Source organism: Paenibacillus sp. FSL R7-0331, from assembly GCF_000758645.1.
In the GTDB taxonomy this organism is placed as follows: Bacteria; Bacillota; Bacilli; order Paenibacillales; family Paenibacillaceae; genus Paenibacillus_AQ; species Paenibacillus_AQ camerounensis.
In genome coordinates, this window is record NZ_CP009284.1 from 5,616,097 (window position 1) to 5,631,919 (window position 15,823).

Consider the following 15,823-nt stretch of genomic DNA (forward strand, 5'->3'; position numbering starts at 1 on the left):
CCATTTTTGGAGGACCAGATGATGAAGAAAGAGAATGCGGAGCAGCGTGAAAAAGAGCAATGGATTGAAGAGTTTTTGGCCCTTAAGGATGAGGGACAGATGACGCCGAAGCAGATCTCCATTCTGGAAGCGGCTATTGAGATTTTTTCCGATAAAGGATTTTCGGCGGCATCCACCAGTGAAATCGCCCAAAAGGCCGGTGTAGCTGAAGGGACTATTTTCCGCTATTACAAAACCAAAAAAGACCTGCTCCTGTCCATAGTCGGCCCGGCAATGAGCCGGATGATCGCCCCGTTCGTGATGCGTAATTTCAAAGGGGTGCTGGATATGCCGTTTGAGAGCTATGAAGCGTTTTTGCGGGCTTTTATTGTGAACCGGCTGGATTTCGCCCGTAAGAACTTTAAGATTATCCGGATTCTTGTCCAGGAAATCCCCTTTCAGCCTGCACTGCGGGAGCAGTTTGCCGAGAATGTCCTGGGCCAGGTACTGGAGCGTGTCACTTCAATTACGGAGCATTTCAAGGCTAAAGGTGAGGTTATGGATGCCCCTACCCCGGCTATTATCCGGTTCACGATTTCCTCGGTGATCGGCTACCTGCTGGCCCGCCTGCTGCTGATGCCGGAGAAGGACTGGGATGATGAGGAAGAGATCAGTCTGCTGATCAGCTTCATGCTGCACGGGATCGGCGGTCCGGCGCTGCGTGAGCAATGATGTCTGCAGGTGCTTCCGGTGTTCAAAAATATAGCTGAAACGCGTACCCTTTAAGCCATTGCGGAAGCAAAACTTCTGTGATGGCTTTTTGGTCTGGTCTGCAGAAAAAGCCATCCCCTCCCGCCGGAGCCTGCCGCGATCCACGCTGCCCTTTCACCGCGTACACCTGTTCTGATAAGATGAGTACTATGGACATTCATGATGCGTGATCCAGAACGAAGTAAGGAAGTGAACTTAATTATGGGATATTATGTGCCTGAGCGGGTAATCCGGCTGCTGTGCGGCAATGAGGCGCTGGATAAGGGCCGTGCTTATTACGATGCCGGCAGAGTCCGGCTGACTTATATAGAGAACAATAACAAGCTTGAATACTCCATTTACCGTGCAGAGATTCAAGGACTGGAGAGCTATGAGGCAGCGCTGACCATTGATGCCGACGGGGATGTGAATGCGGAATGTACATGCCCTGCCTATTATCACGGCGGTGCCTTCTGCCGGCATATCGCAGCAGGGCTGGTAGGCATTCTCCGGCTGGAGGAAGAGGACAAGGGCGCTGAAGATGAAGACCCGGCTTCGTATGAGCCTGACCGTCCTTCTGTGGAACCCGGCATGCTCACCCCGCGCAACACTCCAGCCGGCAGCTCCGGTATTGCTGAACGTACCGGGGACCGCCAGCTGGTAAGCGGTATGCTGGAGGTGTTCGCAGACGGCAGCGGCAATAGCAGCCACCGCCGCCCCAGCGTTACGGGAAGCTACTCGGATCTCCGCACCCCGCTTCAGGTGGAGTTCATCTGCAAGCCGGTGACTATAAGCCACCGCACTCAAATGCTTGGAATTGAGCTCAAGGTCGGGCCAAAGCGCCTTTACATTGTGCAAAAGATCAGAACCTTCCTGGACCGCGTGCAGCGCCGCGAGCCCTTTGAGTTCTCCAGACATTTCAGCTATGATCCCGCCCTGCATTCGTTTGACAAAGAGGACAACGCGGTGCTGCTGAAGCTGATTGAAATATCAGCCAATGAACAGCTGTACCGGGCCGGCGTGAATCCCTATACTCCGCAATCCGGCGGAATGGGCGGAGACCGTGTGCTTGCAGTTCCGCCGGTATTCTGGGAAGCACTGCTTCCGGCATTGCTCGCAGCCCCCTCCGCCTATCTGCAGCAGGGTGATCTGATTATGGAGAAGCTGCAGCTGTCCACTGAGGCGCCGCCGCTCGACTTCGCCTTTAACCAGGCGCCCGGGGAAGGCTACCGGCTGGATATCCAGGGTATGGCAGAGATTACAGTGCTTGAGGATTACGGTCTGGTATTGTCCGGCGGCAGGCTGCTGAAGCTGGGGCCAGAGGAATGCCGCCGGCTGTCTGAGCTGAAGCGGATGCTGGCAGCCGCACGCAAGGATGGGCTTGCCATTGCTCCTGAGCAGATGGAGCCTTTCATGGAGCAGGTTATTCCCGGGCTCAAAAAGCTGGGCCGCGTGCAGATTGCCGAAGCTATTGCCGGCCGGATTGTCCAGACTCAGCTCCAGGCGCGGCTGTATCTCGACCGGGTAAGGGACCGGCTGCTTGCCGGCCTGGAGTTCCAGTATGGAGGCATTGTGATTAATCCGCTGGAGGAGGACAGCCGCAGCCGGGGCAGCGAGGTAATCCTGATGCGTGACGGGGAGGCTGAACGGCGGATTCTCGGGCTGATGGAGCATGAATCCTTTGTCCGGACAGAAGGCGGCTATATTATGAGCAATGAAGAAGGGGAATATGATTTTCTCTATCATACGATTCCGCTTCTGGAGCCGCTGCTTCAGGTATATGCCACCACCGCCGTCAAAACCAGAATTGCCGCCGACACCTACACTCCCAAGGCTGTATTGACGTGGAACGAAAAAACCGACTGGCTGGAATTCAAATTCGGGATGCAGGGCATACCGGAGAACGAGGTTGTACAAATTCTGGAGGCGCTGCGTGAAAAACGCAGATATTACCGTCTCCCGGACGGTGCGCTGCTGCCGCTGGAGAGTGCAGAGCTGCTGCAGATTATCGAGTTCATGAACGAGCTCGGGGTCAACAGTGTGCCTTTTACAAAGCCCCAGTTCTCACTGCCATTAATTCAAGGCCTGCAGCTCAATCCTGATGCTAAGCATGGCGATGCCGTTACCATCGGGCGCTCCTTCCGGCGGCTGATGGCCAATATGGCCAGTCCCGAGAATCTCGATTTCCCGCTGCCGGACAGCCTTGCCCCCGTGCTTCGTGACTATCAGCAGTTCGGCTTCCAGTGGATGAAGACGCTGGCCCACTACCGGTTCGGCGGCATACTGGCTGACGATATGGGACTCGGCAAAACACTGCAGAGCATCGCCTTCCTGCTCTCTGAGCTGCCGGATATCCGCAAGGGGGGCAAGCCGGCCCTGATCGTCGCGCCTGCTTCTCTGCTGTACAACTGGCGGAATGAGCTGCAGCGGTTCGCACCGGAGATCAAGGCGGTTATCGCTGACGGTAATCTGAGTGAGCGCAGCAGAGCGGTACGCAGCGGTTCTGACACTGACGTCATTATCACCTCGTATCCGCTGCTGCGGCGGGATGTTGAGCGTTATGCGCGGCTGTCGTTCCACACGCTGATTCTCGATGAGGCGCAAATGATCAAGAACCATGCCACCCAGACCGCGCAGGCGGTAAAAATATTGCAGGCCCGCTACCGGTTCGCCCTTACCGGAACGCCGGTAGAGAATGCGCTGGAGGATCTGTGGTCCATTTACAGTGTGGTCTTCCCCGGGCTGTTCCCCGGCAAAAAAGCGTTCCATGATCTGCCGCGCGAAACAGTCGCCAAGCGGACCCGCCCGTTCCTGCTGCGCCGTCTAAAGAGCGATGTACTCAAGGAGCTGCCGGATAAAATTGAATCGCTGCATGCCTCCGAGCTGCTGCCTGAGCAGAAAAAGCTGTACGTCGCTTATCTCGCCAGACTGCGGAAGGAGGCGCTGAAGCATCTCGACAACGAAGGCTTCGGCCATGGCCGGATCAAGGTGCTCGCCGGGATTACCCGGCTGCGCCAGCTCTGCTGCCATCCCGCCCTGTTTGTGGAGGATTATGCCGGCGGCTCAGCCAAATTTGACCAGCTGCTGGAGATTATTGAGGAATGCCGCAGCTCCGGCAAGCGGATGCTGATCTTCTCCCAGTTCACGGAGATGCTCGGCATGATTGGACGGGAGCTTGCGCTGCAGGGCGTCCGGCATTTTTATCTGGACGGCAAAACGCCGGCGGCTCAGCGTGTGGAGCTGTGCAGCCGGTTCAACGAAGGTGAAGGCGACCTGTTTCTTGTGTCATTAAAAGCCGGCGGCACCGGCCTCAACCTGACCGGAGCAGACACCGTGATCCTCTATGATCTGTGGTGGAATCCGGCCGTTGAGCAGCAGGCAGCCGACCGGGCCCACCGGATCGGACAGAAAAAGGTCGTGCAGGTCATCCGGCTGGTCGCCCAAGGAACAGTGGAGGACAAAATGTACGAGCTGCAGCAGAAGAAAAAAAATCTGATCGAAGAGGTTATCCAGCCCGGATCAGAATCTCTGTCGGCTCTGACCGAGCAGGATATCCGCGACATTCTGATGCTCTAGCTCCATTACAGGCTTGGAAGGCTGGTAGGTTTGGTAGCCGGGTGGAAAATAAAGTATAATGATAGGGATTGTTACTGCTTAAGCAGCAGTCCCTTTCGGCTGGCTGCGGGCTCTCTTAATGGTTTTATACTATTTTACCGGAGGTGCATTAACATGAGCTTTACCCTGGAACCGGGTGCTTCCGCCCCTGACTTCAGCCTGAAGGCAACAGACGGCCAGACCTATTCGCTGGACAGCTTCGCCACGGCAAAAGCACTGGTTATCTTCTTCACCTGCAATCATTGCCCGTTCGTCGTCGGCTCGGATGAGGTCACACGCCAGACAGCGGAAAAATACCGCGAGCACGGCGTAGCTTTTGCCGGCATTAATGCCAACAGTGAAGCTACCCATCCCAACGATTCCTTTGAGCACATGGTGGTGCGGATGGAAGAGCAGAAATTCCCGTGGCTCTATCTCCGCGACGAGACCCAGGATACTGCACGGGCTTACGGTGCGCTGCGCACGCCGCATTTCTTTGTTTTTGATCAGGACCGCAGGCTGGTCTACACCGGCCGCGGCGTCGATAATCCGCGTGAGACGGACAAAATGACCGTTAACGATCTGGATAATGCGCTGTCAGAGCTGCTCGCCGGACAAGCGGTAAGCACGCCGCTGACCAATCCGATTGGCTGCAACGTGAAATGGGACGGCCAGGACGCACATTGGATGCCGGCTGAGGCTTGCGATTTGGTATAGATGAGCTTAACCGGGCTGCGTAGCCCGGTTTTTGTTTGCGTTAGTGGGAATATTCCCCTTATGACGGGAGTTCGGCCATGGTTTAGGTGCGATTAGCGGGATTTTCCCCTCTTATCCGGGGGTTCGACCCCGGTTTTGCTGTGATTAGTGGGATTTTTCCCTCTAATCCGGGGGTTCGACCCCGGTTTTGCTGCGATTAGTGGGATTTTTCCCTCTAATCCAGGGGTTCGACCCCGGTTTTGCTGCGATTAGTGGGATTTTTCCCTCTAATCCGGGGGTTCGACCCCGGTTTTGCTGTGATTAGTGGGATTTTTCCCTCTAATCCGGGGGTTCAGCCCCGGTTTTGCTGTGATTAGTGGGATTTTTCCCTCTAATCGAAATTTTACCGGCATGGCTCCGCCGGCATCATCAACAAAAGAGGGACTTCTTCAGCCTGCGGCTGTGAAGTCCCTTTTGTAATATTAGTTAGTTTATAAATACCGCAGCTTAGACGATAGTCAGGCCGCCGCTGGCGTATCCTGCAACAGAAGTAGCTATATCAATGCCAGCTGTCACAGATGCCGAGAAGACCATCAGCAGACGGTCACCTGCTGCAACCGGAATGCTGAGCCCGGAAGTGAGGCCGCTGCTGATCGTACCCAGACTAAGAATACCAGTCAATGGCGGAGCCAGTGTAACCAGAGCACCCGGTACAGCAGTAAAGGTATTATTCGGCGTTGTCGAGCGGAACAGCTGAGCGGTTATAGTAACCGTAGAGCCTACCAGTGACAATGCCGCTGTTGTGCTGAAATAACCGGCCAAGGAAGTAATTGTACCCGCACGAGGTACAGAGAAGGCAAAGTTAAGCAGTGTGCCTGCCGCACCTGTGAGGTCAATGACCCCGCCGGTAATGGTTACACCGGTCGCACTGTTGCCAAAGCCGATCAAGCTGGAAGTATTGAGCAGACTGCCAAGTACAGTAGTCAGTGCAGCCGGAAGTCCGGATGCGTAAGGAATAATGGCGCCTGAGCCGGTTGGTCCTGTAACCCCAGTCGCTCCTGCCGTGCCCGTAGCTCCTGTAACCCCTGTCGCTCCTGCCGTGCCCGTAGCTCCTGTAACCCCAGTCGCTCCTGCTGTGCCCGTAGCTCCTGTAACCCCAGTCGCTCCTGCCGTGCCTGTAGCTCCTGTAACCCCTGTCGCTCCCGCCGTGCCTGTCGCACCTGTAACCCCAGTCGCTCCTGCCGTGCCCGTAGCTCCCGTAACCCCAGTCGCTCCCGCCGTGCCCGTAGCTCCTGTAACCCCAGTCGCTCCCGCCGTGCCTGTCGCACCTGTAACCCCAGTCGCTCCTGCCGTGCCCGTAGCTCCCGTAACCCCTGTCGCTCCCGCCGTGCCTGTAGCTCCCGTTACCCCAGTCGCTCCTGCCGTGCCCGTTGCTCCTGTAACCCCTGTCGCTCCCGCCGTGCCTGTAGCTCCCGTTACCCCAGTCGCTCCTGCCGTGCCCGTTGCTCCCGTTACCCCAGTCGCTCCCGCCGTGCCCGTTGCTCCCGTAACCCCGGTCGCTCCTGCCGTGCCCGTAGCTCCTGTAGCCCCTGTCGCTCCTGCCGTGCCCGTAGCTCCTGTAGCCCCTGTCGCTCCTGCCGTGCCTGCCGTGCCTGTAGCTCCTGTAACCCCAGTCGCTCCCGCCGTGCCCGTAGCTCCTGTAGCCCCTGTCGCTCCTGCCGTGCCTGTAGCTCCCGTCGCTCCCGCTGCGCCCGTTGCGCCAGTTGCACCGCCGCCTGTACCGGTCGGTCCTGTTGCCCCTGCCGGCCCGGTGGCACCTGTAACGCCGACGACTTCGCCCATAAGCTCAGCTGATACGAGACGGTGGGCAGTTACCAGTGCACCTGTGCTGCTTTTGCCCCACAAAGAGATCTGAATCGGATCATCCGGCGGGCTGGTAGGCGTAACGAACAAAAATTCAAAACCATCCAGATCCGCATAATAGTTATTCGTAATCACCTGGTTCGGGTCCACAGTGAGCGTCTCGCTGACATACAGGTTTCTTACACCGCCTAGCAGATAGTAACCCTGTACAAGCACGTTAGAAGCCACACTGCTGCTGCGGTTATCTACGCGGAGCGTAACCTGAGTCGTAGGTCTGACGCCTGCGACCATATTATTCTCTATCGGTCCGGTTGATAAAAAGCTCATCTGCATAACACTCCTTTACCCTTTGATTATTGATTAGTCTAATATTTCGTGACTGACCACCCGGTGGGCCTCAACCAGTTGCCCGTCTGTCTGCTTGCCCCACACCGAGATCCCCAGGTCATTCTCCATTATCTCGCCGGTTGTAAAGATAAACTCGTAACCGTCCAAATCTGCAAAGTAACTCCGGGTCACCGCTTCATTTGGAGCAACATTAATAACCTCACTCACATACAGATTTCTGATTGTGGTGAAATAGTAGCCTTCAATCACAACACTTGCAGCTGTCTGGGAAGAACGGTTGACGATCCGTATAGTTACAAGCTGGGTGGGTCTGACTCCGGACACAGGAGTGTTATCGATTGGTCCAGTTGATAATATTGCCATCCTGTTTCATTCCTCCTTTCCATTCTCCCATCTATGAACTTTGAGCTCTAACTCTAGCGGCGCTTCTAATGAACCGCACAATATAATACTATTCCGGCGCAACACCGGCGGTGTGGACATCAGACAGGCTCCAATCACCGATATCTCCAAATCCGCATACGCTGTTCAGAAGGGAAGAAATGCCTGCAGTGCTGCCGCTTTCCTGAAAGACTGTAAATGGAAGAAGGGAGTCCCATGCCCCCTGCCGGAAAAGGAAAGAAAACAAGTGTTAAAAAGCAGCCGCCAAACCCCAAAGCACAAAGCCCGAAGGGGCTGGAATTCGCGGTTGCAGCACTTCTGCTGACCGGTAAGCTGAAGGTAGACTCCATTCAGATGTTTACGGATGCGTCCCTGCTGGTCAGCCTGGTCGGCAAATATATATCGCTGAGCAATCTGAGCCAGAGCAATGTGGATAAGCTGGTCAGCTTCCTCGACGATAACAGCGGCCTGACGCTCCATGAGATCATGACCGCCCTGAAGCAAAAAGCGGATAACACATAGATGGCATTTTTCATACAGAGGGGGACAGCGCTAATGGGAAAAGAGAATTTTGACGGAGAACATTTCGCCGGCGGGCTTTTGCTGGTCATTGTAATTGCACTGCTGATCTACGGCTCTACAGATATAAAAGATCTGACGGCAGCACCGACCTCAGATTAATATTTCTCATGCTCCTCTCTCCCGGCCCTTGCTTTCTTCCGGAAATTCGCTATACTGATAAAAATCCATATGCAATCGATGAACGGGATAGTAGTGTGCCTGATCTAGTCTCAGCGAGCCGGGAATGGTGGAAACCGGTACAGATCAGCCCATGAAGCGCACCCGGGAGATGGACTTCTGAATCTACAGTAGGAAGCCCCGGCTGAAGACCGTTATCTTATGAGCGGCTAAACAGAGGTTTAGCAACTAGAGTGGTACCGCGAGCGCTAATCAAGCCTTCGTCTCTTTTGAGAGATGAGGGCTTTTTCTTATGCTCAGAGGTGCCGTTTCATGGCTAATGCAGAATTGCGTGTGGACGCTCTATCCATTTAGGAGGTCATATTTATGTTAAGCCAGCTTATCAAGAACGTTCTCGAACAAAGTGTACAGCGGGTATTTACGAAGCACGGGACCGCTGCTGCAGATCAGCCCCCCGTTGTGCTTGAGCAGCCGGCCAATTCCGATTTTGGTGACTACTCGACTAACATTGCCATGCAGCTGGCCAGAATACTGCGTAAAGCGCCTATGGCTATTGCAGAGCTGATAACAACAGATATCAGTCACTCGGGAGATTTGGGAGGGCTTTTCGCCAAAATCGACATCGCCGCTCCCGGCTTCATTAATCTGTATATCAACTGGCAGGAGTGGGCCGGACGAGGCTTTGAACTGCCTGCGGCAGCAGGGGAAAAAGTAATCATCGAGCATACTTCTGTGAACCCGAACAAATCCATGCACGTAGGTCACCTTAGAAACGCCTGTATCGGGGATGCGCTGGTGCGGATTTTGCGGAAAACCGGGTATAGCGTCGAGGTCCATAACTATGTGGATGATCTCGGCAACCAGCTGGCGGATACGGTGGTCGGGCTGCTTCATGTGCCGCTGGCGGGGGAGCATGTCCGTTTTGGCGATTACTGCTGGGATCTTTATGCCGGTGTGAACAGAGAATACGCCCGGCTGCCGGAGAGTGTGCACAAGCGGACAGAGATTCTGCATGCGCTGGAGGAGGGCAGCGGCAATACGGCCTGGCTGGGCAATCTGGTCGCTGAGCGGATTGTCCGCGAGCATGTCGCAGAGATGAAGGGCTTCGGCATCCGCTATGATCTGCTGGTTTGGGAGAGCAGCATTCTGAAGGAGGGCTTTTGGGCTTCGGCCTTTGCTCTCTTGGAGCAGACGGAGGTGTTCGTGCAGGAAACAGAAGGCAAGCTGGCGGGCTGCTGGATTCTCAAGCAGGCTGCGGGAGAGAATACGGACGGGTCTGATGCAGAGGAGCATCATAAGGATAAGGTGCTGGTGCGCTCCAACGGGATTTTGACCTATACAGCCAAGGATATCGCTTATCATCTCTGGAAATTCGGACTGCTGAATAAGGACTTCATCTACAGTGAGTTTAACAGCGGGGTGTGGACTACGGGCTTAACCGGGGAAAAGCGGGCTTTTGGCGCGGCAGACCGGGTCGTCAACGTTATCGACTACAGACAGGAGTATCCGCAGGCGATGGTCAAGCAGGCACTGGAGGTGCTTGGATTCACGAAGCAGGCCGACAAATTGCATCATGTGAGCTATGGCGTCGTTTCCCTAAGTCCGGCTTCGGCAGCGGAGCTTGGCATTGACATCTCAGAAGGCAAAGCCTCCTACGCCATGTCAGGCCGCCAGGGTATCGGCATCAAGGTGACCGAGCTGGTGCAGCTGATGGAGAATACGATTGAAGCCACCCGCTCTGACAAAAGCGGCCTGTCCAGCCGGCTCATCGCCACCGCTGCCATCCGTTATTATCTGCTGCGTTTTAATCTGGGGACGGAGATTATTTTTGACTTCAAGCAGGCGACCGAGATTTCCGGCAACACAGGCGTGTACCTGATGTACACCTATGCGCGTGCAGGCAGTGTGCTTAGTAAAGGCTCGGCTGCTGCGGGAGGCTCAATGGATTCGGGGGTAAAAGCTAACCTGAGTGCGGTGAATGCCAACCCTTTCGCGGACAAAGCTGACCTTTATGCGGAGAAAGCCAACACTTCTGCGGAACAAGCTAGTCTCAATGTGGTACTAGCCAATCTTAACGCAGATGCAGCACCTGTCCTCCCCGCCTTCCCGGCAGAGCTGCAAAAAGCCGAGCTCGCCCTCCTGAGGCATCTCAGTAATTGGCAGGACACACTCTACAGTGCAAGTGTTCAGCTGACGCCGAATACGGTCTGTAATTATGCGCATACGCTGGCTTCGCTGTTCAACAATTTTTATTCTGCCTGCCCGATTCTAAAAGGCGAGGCACAGTCCGTCGCCTTCCGCCTCTGGCTTACGCAAAGATTCCAGGCAACGCTAGGCGAGGTGCTGGAGGTGCTTGGCCTGCCGCAGCCGGAGCGGATGTAGCCGGTTGGCTGCTGCAAATTAAGGAGTGGCTGCCGCTGCTCAGCTGACAGCTGCTGCAAATCAAAGCCTGACTGGCGCTAGCCTACAACGGCTGCTACAGATCAAGGCCTGAACGCCCTTGCTCAGCTGACAGCTGCTGCAAATCAAAGCCTGACTGGCGCTAGCCTGCAACGGCTGCTACAGATCAAGGCCTGAACGCCCCTGCTCAGCTGACAGCTGCTGCAAATCAAGGCCTGACTGGCGCTGGCCCGCAGCGGCTGCTACAGATCAAGGCCTGACTGGCGCTGGCCTGCAACGGCTGCTACAGATCAAGGTCTGACTGGCGCTGGCCTGCAACGGCTGCTACAGATCAAGGTCTGACTGGCGCTGGCCTGCAACGGCTGCTACAGATCAAGGCCTGAACGCCCCTGCTCAGCTGGCCGCTGGATGCGTAAACAATATAACTGCATTCTGTGCAGCTAAAACCGCCGAAAAGTACACTTCATCGGGTATAAGTGTATTCCATACAACTAAAATCAGTAAAAATGCCCGATTAACCGGATTTAGGGTGTTTTAGTTGCACAAAATACAGCTAAAGTGGTTTTGAAGCGCCGAACAGCAGTTTTTATTGTACAGAGTACACTTAAAGTTGTCCTTGTCTGCGCCCGCAATCCTCATTCCCACCTGAACACAGCAAAACAGCCTTCCATACAGGAAGGCTGCTTCTGTGTTACGTCCCGGAAGGGATTCGAACCCCCGACCGTGCGCTTAGAAGGCGCATGCTCTATCCAACTGAGCTACCGGGACATATTAAGTGTAGCTTTTATATACTATGTATTAACGCAACGTTCTCTATTATAACGCATTGAAATATTTTTTCAAGATAAAATACCAAGAAAAAAACATTTCTGCCCCCGGCAACGGAATTTACGGCATGATTTGCCGTTCAGACAGCTGTCCTTCCGCTGCCGGAGCCAGAGGCACCGGCTCACCAGACGCAGGATATCAGTGCCGCTTAAGCGACACCTGACGGAAATGCTCTCCCAGCTGCTTTTTCAGGTGGCCGAAGATCAGCAGCTCCCGCTGGAATTTGGAGCGCTCATCCTCCGGGCTCATAACCGGGCTTCCGGTGAACGCGCTGACTGTCACGTCCTCAAAAGCATTATGCATATTATTATCAAACCAGTCGGTTTGGGTGTCTGCATCATTCGTCAGAATGCGCACAATTTCATAGCCTTCCTCATGCTGATCTTCCACGATGTACACCAAGAGCGCTGAATCGCCTACAGCTCCCGGCAATACGCCAACTTCGGCACATGGAGCACCGTCATATTCGGTCATTCTGCGGATTTTGGCGTCTTTAATGTAATACACTTGTCATCATCCCTCCTGGTAAATTTTCCTCTACCCTAGTGTTCGGATAAGGACATACATTTTATCCCTTCAATCGGCATATATCTGTATTACTCAATTCTTATATTTGGACAACAATCGCACAAAAGAGAGGATGAACATCATGTGCGGAATAACCGGCTTTATCCAGTGGCGCGGTGACCTTACCCAGCACTCGCAACTGCTCGTTAAAATGACTGAAACCTTATCAAACCGCGGGCCGGATGCCGCCGGAACGTGGATTTCGGGCCCCTGTGCCCTCGGACACCGCAGGCTGAGTGTAATTGACCCCGAGAACGGCGCACAGCCGATGATCGCCCGGCAGGATGAGAATGTCTATGCGCTCGTGTATAACGGTGAACTCTATAATGCTGGTGAGCTCAAAAGCGAGCTAAAGCAGCGCGGCCACCATTTCCAGACCCAGTGTGATACCGAGGTCCTTCTGCATGCCTATATGGAGTGGGGCCCTGATTGCACGGAAAAGCTCAATGGCATATTTGCTTTTGCCGTCTGGGACAGTGTGCGGGACCATCTGTTTCTGGCGCGTGACCGGCTTGGCGTTAAACCGCTGTTCTACAGTCAGATTGATGATGTGTTTGTCTTTGGCTCTGAGCCCAAAGCACTGCTGCAGCATCCCAAAGTCCAGCCGAAGGTAGGGCCCGAAGGTCTGGCAGAAATCTTTATCGTCGGTCCGGCCCGTACTCCGGGACAGGGGGTATACAAAGATATATTCGAGCTTCGTCCCGGTCATGCCATGATTTATAGCCGCAGCGGCATCCGCAAGTATGCATACTGGGAGCTGGAGAGCTATGTCCATACTGACAACGTTGATGAAACAGCGGCCAGAGTCCGGGAATTGCTGCAGGATACGCTGGAGCGGCAGCTTGTCTCCGACGTTCCGGTCTGCTCCCTGCTGTCCGGGGGACTCGATTCCAGCGCCTTAACGGCCCTCGCCGTGCAATACTACAACCGCACCGGCCAGGGCCGTGTGGACACCTATTCAGTTGATTTTGTCGATAACGATAAGCATTTTAAAAGCCACACCTTCCAGCCCGGCGCAGACGGGCCGTGGATTAAACGGATGGTGGATGAGCTGCAGACGAATCACCGTTACATTAACTTTGATACTCCGGATCTGGTGCCGGCGCTCGATAACGCCCTTTACTCCCGTGACCTGCCGGGGATGACGGATGTGGATTCGTCGCTTTATTTATTTTGCCGGGAGATTAAAAAGAATGCGACGGTCGCTATTTCCGGCGAAGCCGCAGACGAAATCTTTGGCGGATACCCTTGGTTCCACCGTGAAGAAGCGCTGTCCTCCGGCACCTTCCCCTGGTCGGTAGCCCCCAAAATGCGTGCAGGATTATTGTCGCCCGAAGTCCGCGAATGGATACGTCCTCTGGAATATTTAGGTGACCGTTACAGTGACGCAGTGGCTGAGGTGCCGAAGCTTGACGGGGAGACCGGCAAACAGGCGCAAATGCGTGTTATGTCCTACCTCAACATTACCCGGTTCATGCCTACCCTGCTGGACCGCAAGGACCGGATGAGCATGGGCGTGGGACTTGAAGTCCGCGTTCCTTACTGCGATCACCGGCTGGTACAATACGTCTTCAACATCCCGTGGGAGATCAAAACGGTGGGCAACCGTGAAAAAGGCATTCTGCGTAAAGCACTGGAAGGCGTGCTGCCGGATGATGTACTCTACCGCAAAAAAAGCCCTTATCCCAAAACACATAATCCCGCTTACCTGAACGCCGTCCGTACTCAGATGCTGAACATTCTGGATGATTCATCGTCTCCGATCCTGCCGCTGATTGATCCGGCCAAAATCCGTGAAATTGCAGCATCGCCGGAATCATCCAGCAATCTGCCCTGGTTCGGCCAGCTGATGTCCGGCCCGCAGCTGTTCGCCTATCTGGCTCAAGTAAATCTCTGGCTGCAGAAGTATAATGTATCCATTGGATAAAAGCTTCTGCAACTCTAGATAAACATATTTAGGTCAAGGGGGTGTTATCCCTGATGCCGGGCTCTGCAAAACATTCAGGCTACAAGGATCTCTTGTTTGTTCTCACAGGCACAGGACCCCGGTTTACCAGCCAAATGCATGCTTTCAGACGCAGCACAAAAAGAGCAAGCCGCGTATTACGTGCGGCTTGCTCTTTGCCCCGGCTTGCTTCTGCTTCGGCTTTGCCTCTATTCTTTTCGTAATCAGCCTGCCCGCAGCCCATTTAGAAATTAAAGTTATCCGGGTCCGGGCCAAAGCGGTGATTCCGGTTCAGCTCCTCAATTGCCTGTACATCATCGTCACTCAGCGTGAAGTCAAAGAAGCCGGCATTCTCCACAATGCGTTCAGCATGCACCGACTTAGGAATGGTGATCACGCCCTGCTGGAGGTCCCAGCGGAGCACAATTTGCGCTACCGTCTTGCCGTACCGATCAGCCAGCTCCTTGAGCAGCGGCAGATCAAGGTTCCCCTGCATCAGCGGGCTCCAGGCCTCCACCTGAATGTCATGCGCCTTGGCGAATTTCAGCACCTCGCGCTGGGTCAGCAGCGGATGGAATTCGATCTGGTTCACGGCCGGCACCACGCCGGTATCGTCGATGATATCCTGCAGATGATGCACCTGGAAGTTGCTGACGCCGATGGATTTGACGAGCCCTTCCTTCTGCAGGTGAATCAGCGCCTTCCAGGTGTCCCGGTATTTACCCTTAACCGGCCAGTGGATCAGATACAGGTCAATAACATCCAGACCAAGCTTCTTCCGGCTTACTTCAAAAGCCTTAAGTGTCGATTCATATCCCTGATCAGGGTTACGCACCTTGGTCGTGATGAACAGCTCGTCCCGCGGAACTCCGCATTCCCGGATGGCCTGCCCGACGCCCTCTTCATTATTATATCCGGCTGCCGTATCAATGCTGCGGTAGCCTGTTTCAACTGCTGTCTTCACTGCCTGGATAACCTCTTCGCCGTCCTTGGTCTGCCATACGCCCAGGCCCAGCCACGGCATGGTTGCCCCGTCATTCAGCGTCGGTCCGCCCGAAAATGGTCCATTTAATTCGCTCATTGTTAACCCTCCAAGCCTATTGGTGTGATCAAGCATCTATAACCTAAAAAATGGCTGAGGAATCAGCCCGGATTCAATAAGATTATAACAGTACACAAATTCCCCTGCAAAGCGGGCCTTAACCAGAATGCTGAATCAGGTGCTTTTGCGGAGACCCCCAAAAAATAAAAAAACAGCGTCTGCCGCAACCGCAGCAGACGCTTCTCTTGAGTAATTAATCGATCAGCTTGAAATCATCAAAGCTGAATTCCGGTGATACGATGCAGGAGACGAGCACCGGCTCATCACCGAGCGGCCGCGCGGCCTGCCAGACGCCTGCAGGAATAACGACCTGCGGCTGTTGTCCGGCTAATATGTCGGCGCCGAGCACCACTTCAGTTACGTTCTCAGGCTGTGCACCGCTGCCGCCAAGGCTCAGGACAATCGGGCTGCCGGAATGCCACAGCCAGATTTCATCGGAGAGCACGGTGTGCCATTCCGACTTTTCACCCGGGTGAAGCAGGAAGTAAATGGAGGAGGCCGATGCTCTGGCTCCTGAATAGTTACTGCCCAGTGTCTCCTGGGGAATTTCGAAGGATGAGTTCCATAATCTCTTGTACCATCCGCCCTCAACGTGGGCTTCAAGCCCCAGCGCTGCTACCAGCGGAGAAATTTCTTTTTGCGTCACAGTATCTGCTCCTTAAAGTTTGCCG

12 protein-coding genes, 1 tRNA gene and 1 other annotated feature are annotated in these 15,823 nt (G+C 54.6%); of the genes, 7 read left to right on the top strand and 6 right to left on the bottom strand.

From position 1 onward, the window contains the following. Nucleotides 1-18: 18 nt before the first annotated feature. The 3 genes from R70331_RS24135 (at nucleotide 19) to R70331_RS24145 (ending at nucleotide 5,040) form a co-directional block, all read left to right on the top strand. Entirely contained in the window at nucleotides 19-711 is a 693-nt protein-coding gene (locus R70331_RS24135) for a TetR/AcrR family transcriptional regulator (protein WP_042179946.1), read from the top strand. 240 nt (nucleotides 712-951) lie between these two features. Next, a complete protein-coding gene (locus tag R70331_RS24140) occupies nucleotides 952-4,305 on the top strand; it encodes a DEAD/DEAH box helicase (RefSeq protein ID WP_042179948.1) in 3,354 nt (1,117 codons plus the stop codon). A gap of 153 nt (nucleotides 4,306-4,458) precedes the next feature. Further along, on the top strand, nucleotides 4,459-5,040 hold the full coding sequence (locus tag R70331_RS24145; protein ID WP_042179951.1) for a thioredoxin family protein: 582 nt from the start codon (nucleotides 4,459-4,461) through the stop codon (nucleotides 5,038-5,040). A gap of 486 nt (nucleotides 5,041-5,526) precedes the next feature. Here the strand turns inward: R70331_RS24145 and R70331_RS24150 are convergent, their stop codons facing one another. Both R70331_RS24150 and R70331_RS24155 read right to left on the bottom strand, forming a co-directional pair. Then, nucleotides 5,527-7,209, bottom strand: coding sequence for an exosporium glycoprotein BclB-related protein (locus R70331_RS24150; protein ID WP_052419193.1), 1,683 nt, complete (start codon nucleotides 7,207-7,209; stop codon nucleotides 5,527-5,529). 33 nt (nucleotides 7,210-7,242) lie between these two features. Further along, the gene (locus tag R70331_RS24155) at nucleotides 7,243-7,593 is read right to left on the bottom strand and encodes a hypothetical protein (RefSeq protein ID WP_042179953.1); all 351 of its coding nucleotides are present in this window, start codon (nucleotides 7,591-7,593) and stop codon (nucleotides 7,243-7,245) included. Nucleotides 7,594-7,827: 234 nt separating this feature from the next. Here R70331_RS24155 and R70331_RS24160 point away from each other — a divergent pair, with 234 nt between their 5' ends. The 3 genes from R70331_RS24160 to R70331_RS24165 all read left to right on the top strand — a co-directional run bounded on the left by R70331_RS24160 (nucleotide 7,828) and on the right by R70331_RS24165 (nucleotide 10,692). Beyond that, on the top strand, nucleotides 7,828-8,133 hold the full coding sequence (locus tag R70331_RS24160) for a hypothetical protein (protein WP_042179954.1): 306 nt from the start codon (nucleotides 7,828-7,830) through the stop codon (nucleotides 8,131-8,133). Between the two features lie 33 nt (nucleotides 8,134-8,166). Beyond that, the gene (locus tag R70331_RS32370; RefSeq protein WP_269322222.1) at nucleotides 8,167-8,292 is read left to right on the top strand and encodes a hypothetical protein; all 126 of its coding nucleotides are present in this window, start codon (nucleotides 8,167-8,169) and stop codon (nucleotides 8,290-8,292) included. A gap of 69 nt (nucleotides 8,293-8,361) precedes the next feature. Next, nucleotides 8,362-8,581, top strand: a binding site (T-box leader). Between the two features lie 95 nt (nucleotides 8,582-8,676). Then, nucleotides 8,677-10,692, top strand: coding sequence for an arginine--tRNA ligase (locus tag R70331_RS24165; RefSeq protein ID WP_042179956.1), 2,016 nt, complete (start codon nucleotides 8,677-8,679; stop codon nucleotides 10,690-10,692). A 712-nt stretch (nucleotides 10,693-11,404) separates the two neighbouring features. Here the strand turns inward: R70331_RS24165 and R70331_RS24170 are convergent. Together R70331_RS24170 and R70331_RS24175 are read right to left on the bottom strand one after the other, a co-directional pair. Next, a tRNA-Arg gene (locus R70331_RS24170) sits at nucleotides 11,405-11,478 on the bottom strand. A gap of 198 nt (nucleotides 11,479-11,676) precedes the next feature. Further along, nucleotides 11,677-12,045, bottom strand: coding sequence for a hypothetical protein (locus R70331_RS24175; protein ID WP_039876597.1), 369 nt, complete (start codon nucleotides 12,043-12,045; stop codon nucleotides 11,677-11,679). Nucleotides 12,046-12,187: 142 nt separating this feature from the next. Here R70331_RS24175 and asnB point away from each other — a divergent pair, with 142 nt between their 5' ends. After that, complete coding sequence (asnB, locus tag R70331_RS24180) at nucleotides 12,188-14,032, top strand: asparagine synthase (glutamine-hydrolyzing) (RefSeq protein ID WP_042179958.1); 1,845 nt, start codon at nucleotides 12,188-12,190, stop codon at nucleotides 14,030-14,032. A 262-nt stretch (nucleotides 14,033-14,294) separates the two neighbouring features. Here asnB and R70331_RS24190 read toward each other — a convergent pair whose 3' ends face one another. Next, complete coding sequence (locus R70331_RS24190; protein WP_042179963.1) at nucleotides 14,295-15,131, bottom strand: aldo/keto reductase; 837 nt, start codon at nucleotides 15,129-15,131, stop codon at nucleotides 14,295-14,297. Between the two features lie 214 nt (nucleotides 15,132-15,345). Beyond that, entirely contained in the window at nucleotides 15,346-15,798 is a 453-nt protein-coding gene (locus R70331_RS24195; protein WP_042179965.1) for a cupin domain-containing protein, read from the bottom strand. Nucleotides 15,799-15,823 lie beyond the last annotated feature (25 nt).

What these genes read in the sequence shown, in the direction of transcription:
- R70331_RS24135 (WP_042179946.1), top strand. Translation starts at nt 19, where the DNA reads ATGATGAAGAAAGAGAATGCGGAGCAGCGTGAAAAAGAGCAATGGATT.
- R70331_RS24140 (WP_042179948.1), top strand. Translation starts at nt 952, where the DNA reads ATGGGATATTATGTGCCTGAGCGGGTAATCCGGCTGCTGTGCGGCAAT.
- R70331_RS24145 (WP_042179951.1), top strand. Translation starts at nt 4,459, where the DNA reads ATGAGCTTTACCCTGGAACCGGGTGCTTCCGCCCCTGACTTCAGCCTG.
- R70331_RS24150 (WP_052419193.1), bottom strand. Translation starts at nt 7,209, where the DNA reads ATGAGCTTTTTATCAACCGGACCGATAGAGAATAATATGGTCGCAGGC.
- R70331_RS24155 (WP_042179953.1), bottom strand. Translation starts at nt 7,593, where the DNA reads ATGGCAATATTATCAACTGGACCAATCGATAACACTCCTGTGTCCGGA.
- R70331_RS24160 (WP_042179954.1), top strand. Translation starts at nt 7,828, where the DNA reads ATGCCCCCTGCCGGAAAAGGAAAGAAAACAAGTGTTAAAAAGCAGCCG.
- R70331_RS32370 (WP_269322222.1), top strand. Translation starts at nt 8,167, where the DNA reads ATGGGAAAAGAGAATTTTGACGGAGAACATTTCGCCGGCGGGCTTTTG.
- R70331_RS24165 (WP_042179956.1), top strand. Translation starts at nt 8,677, where the DNA reads ATGTTAAGCCAGCTTATCAAGAACGTTCTCGAACAAAGTGTACAGCGG.
- asnB (WP_042179958.1), top strand. Translation starts at nt 12,188, where the DNA reads ATGTGCGGAATAACCGGCTTTATCCAGTGGCGCGGTGACCTTACCCAG.
- R70331_RS24190 (WP_042179963.1), bottom strand. Translation starts at nt 15,131, where the DNA reads ATGAGCGAATTAAATGGACCATTTTCGGGCGGACCGACGCTGAATGAC.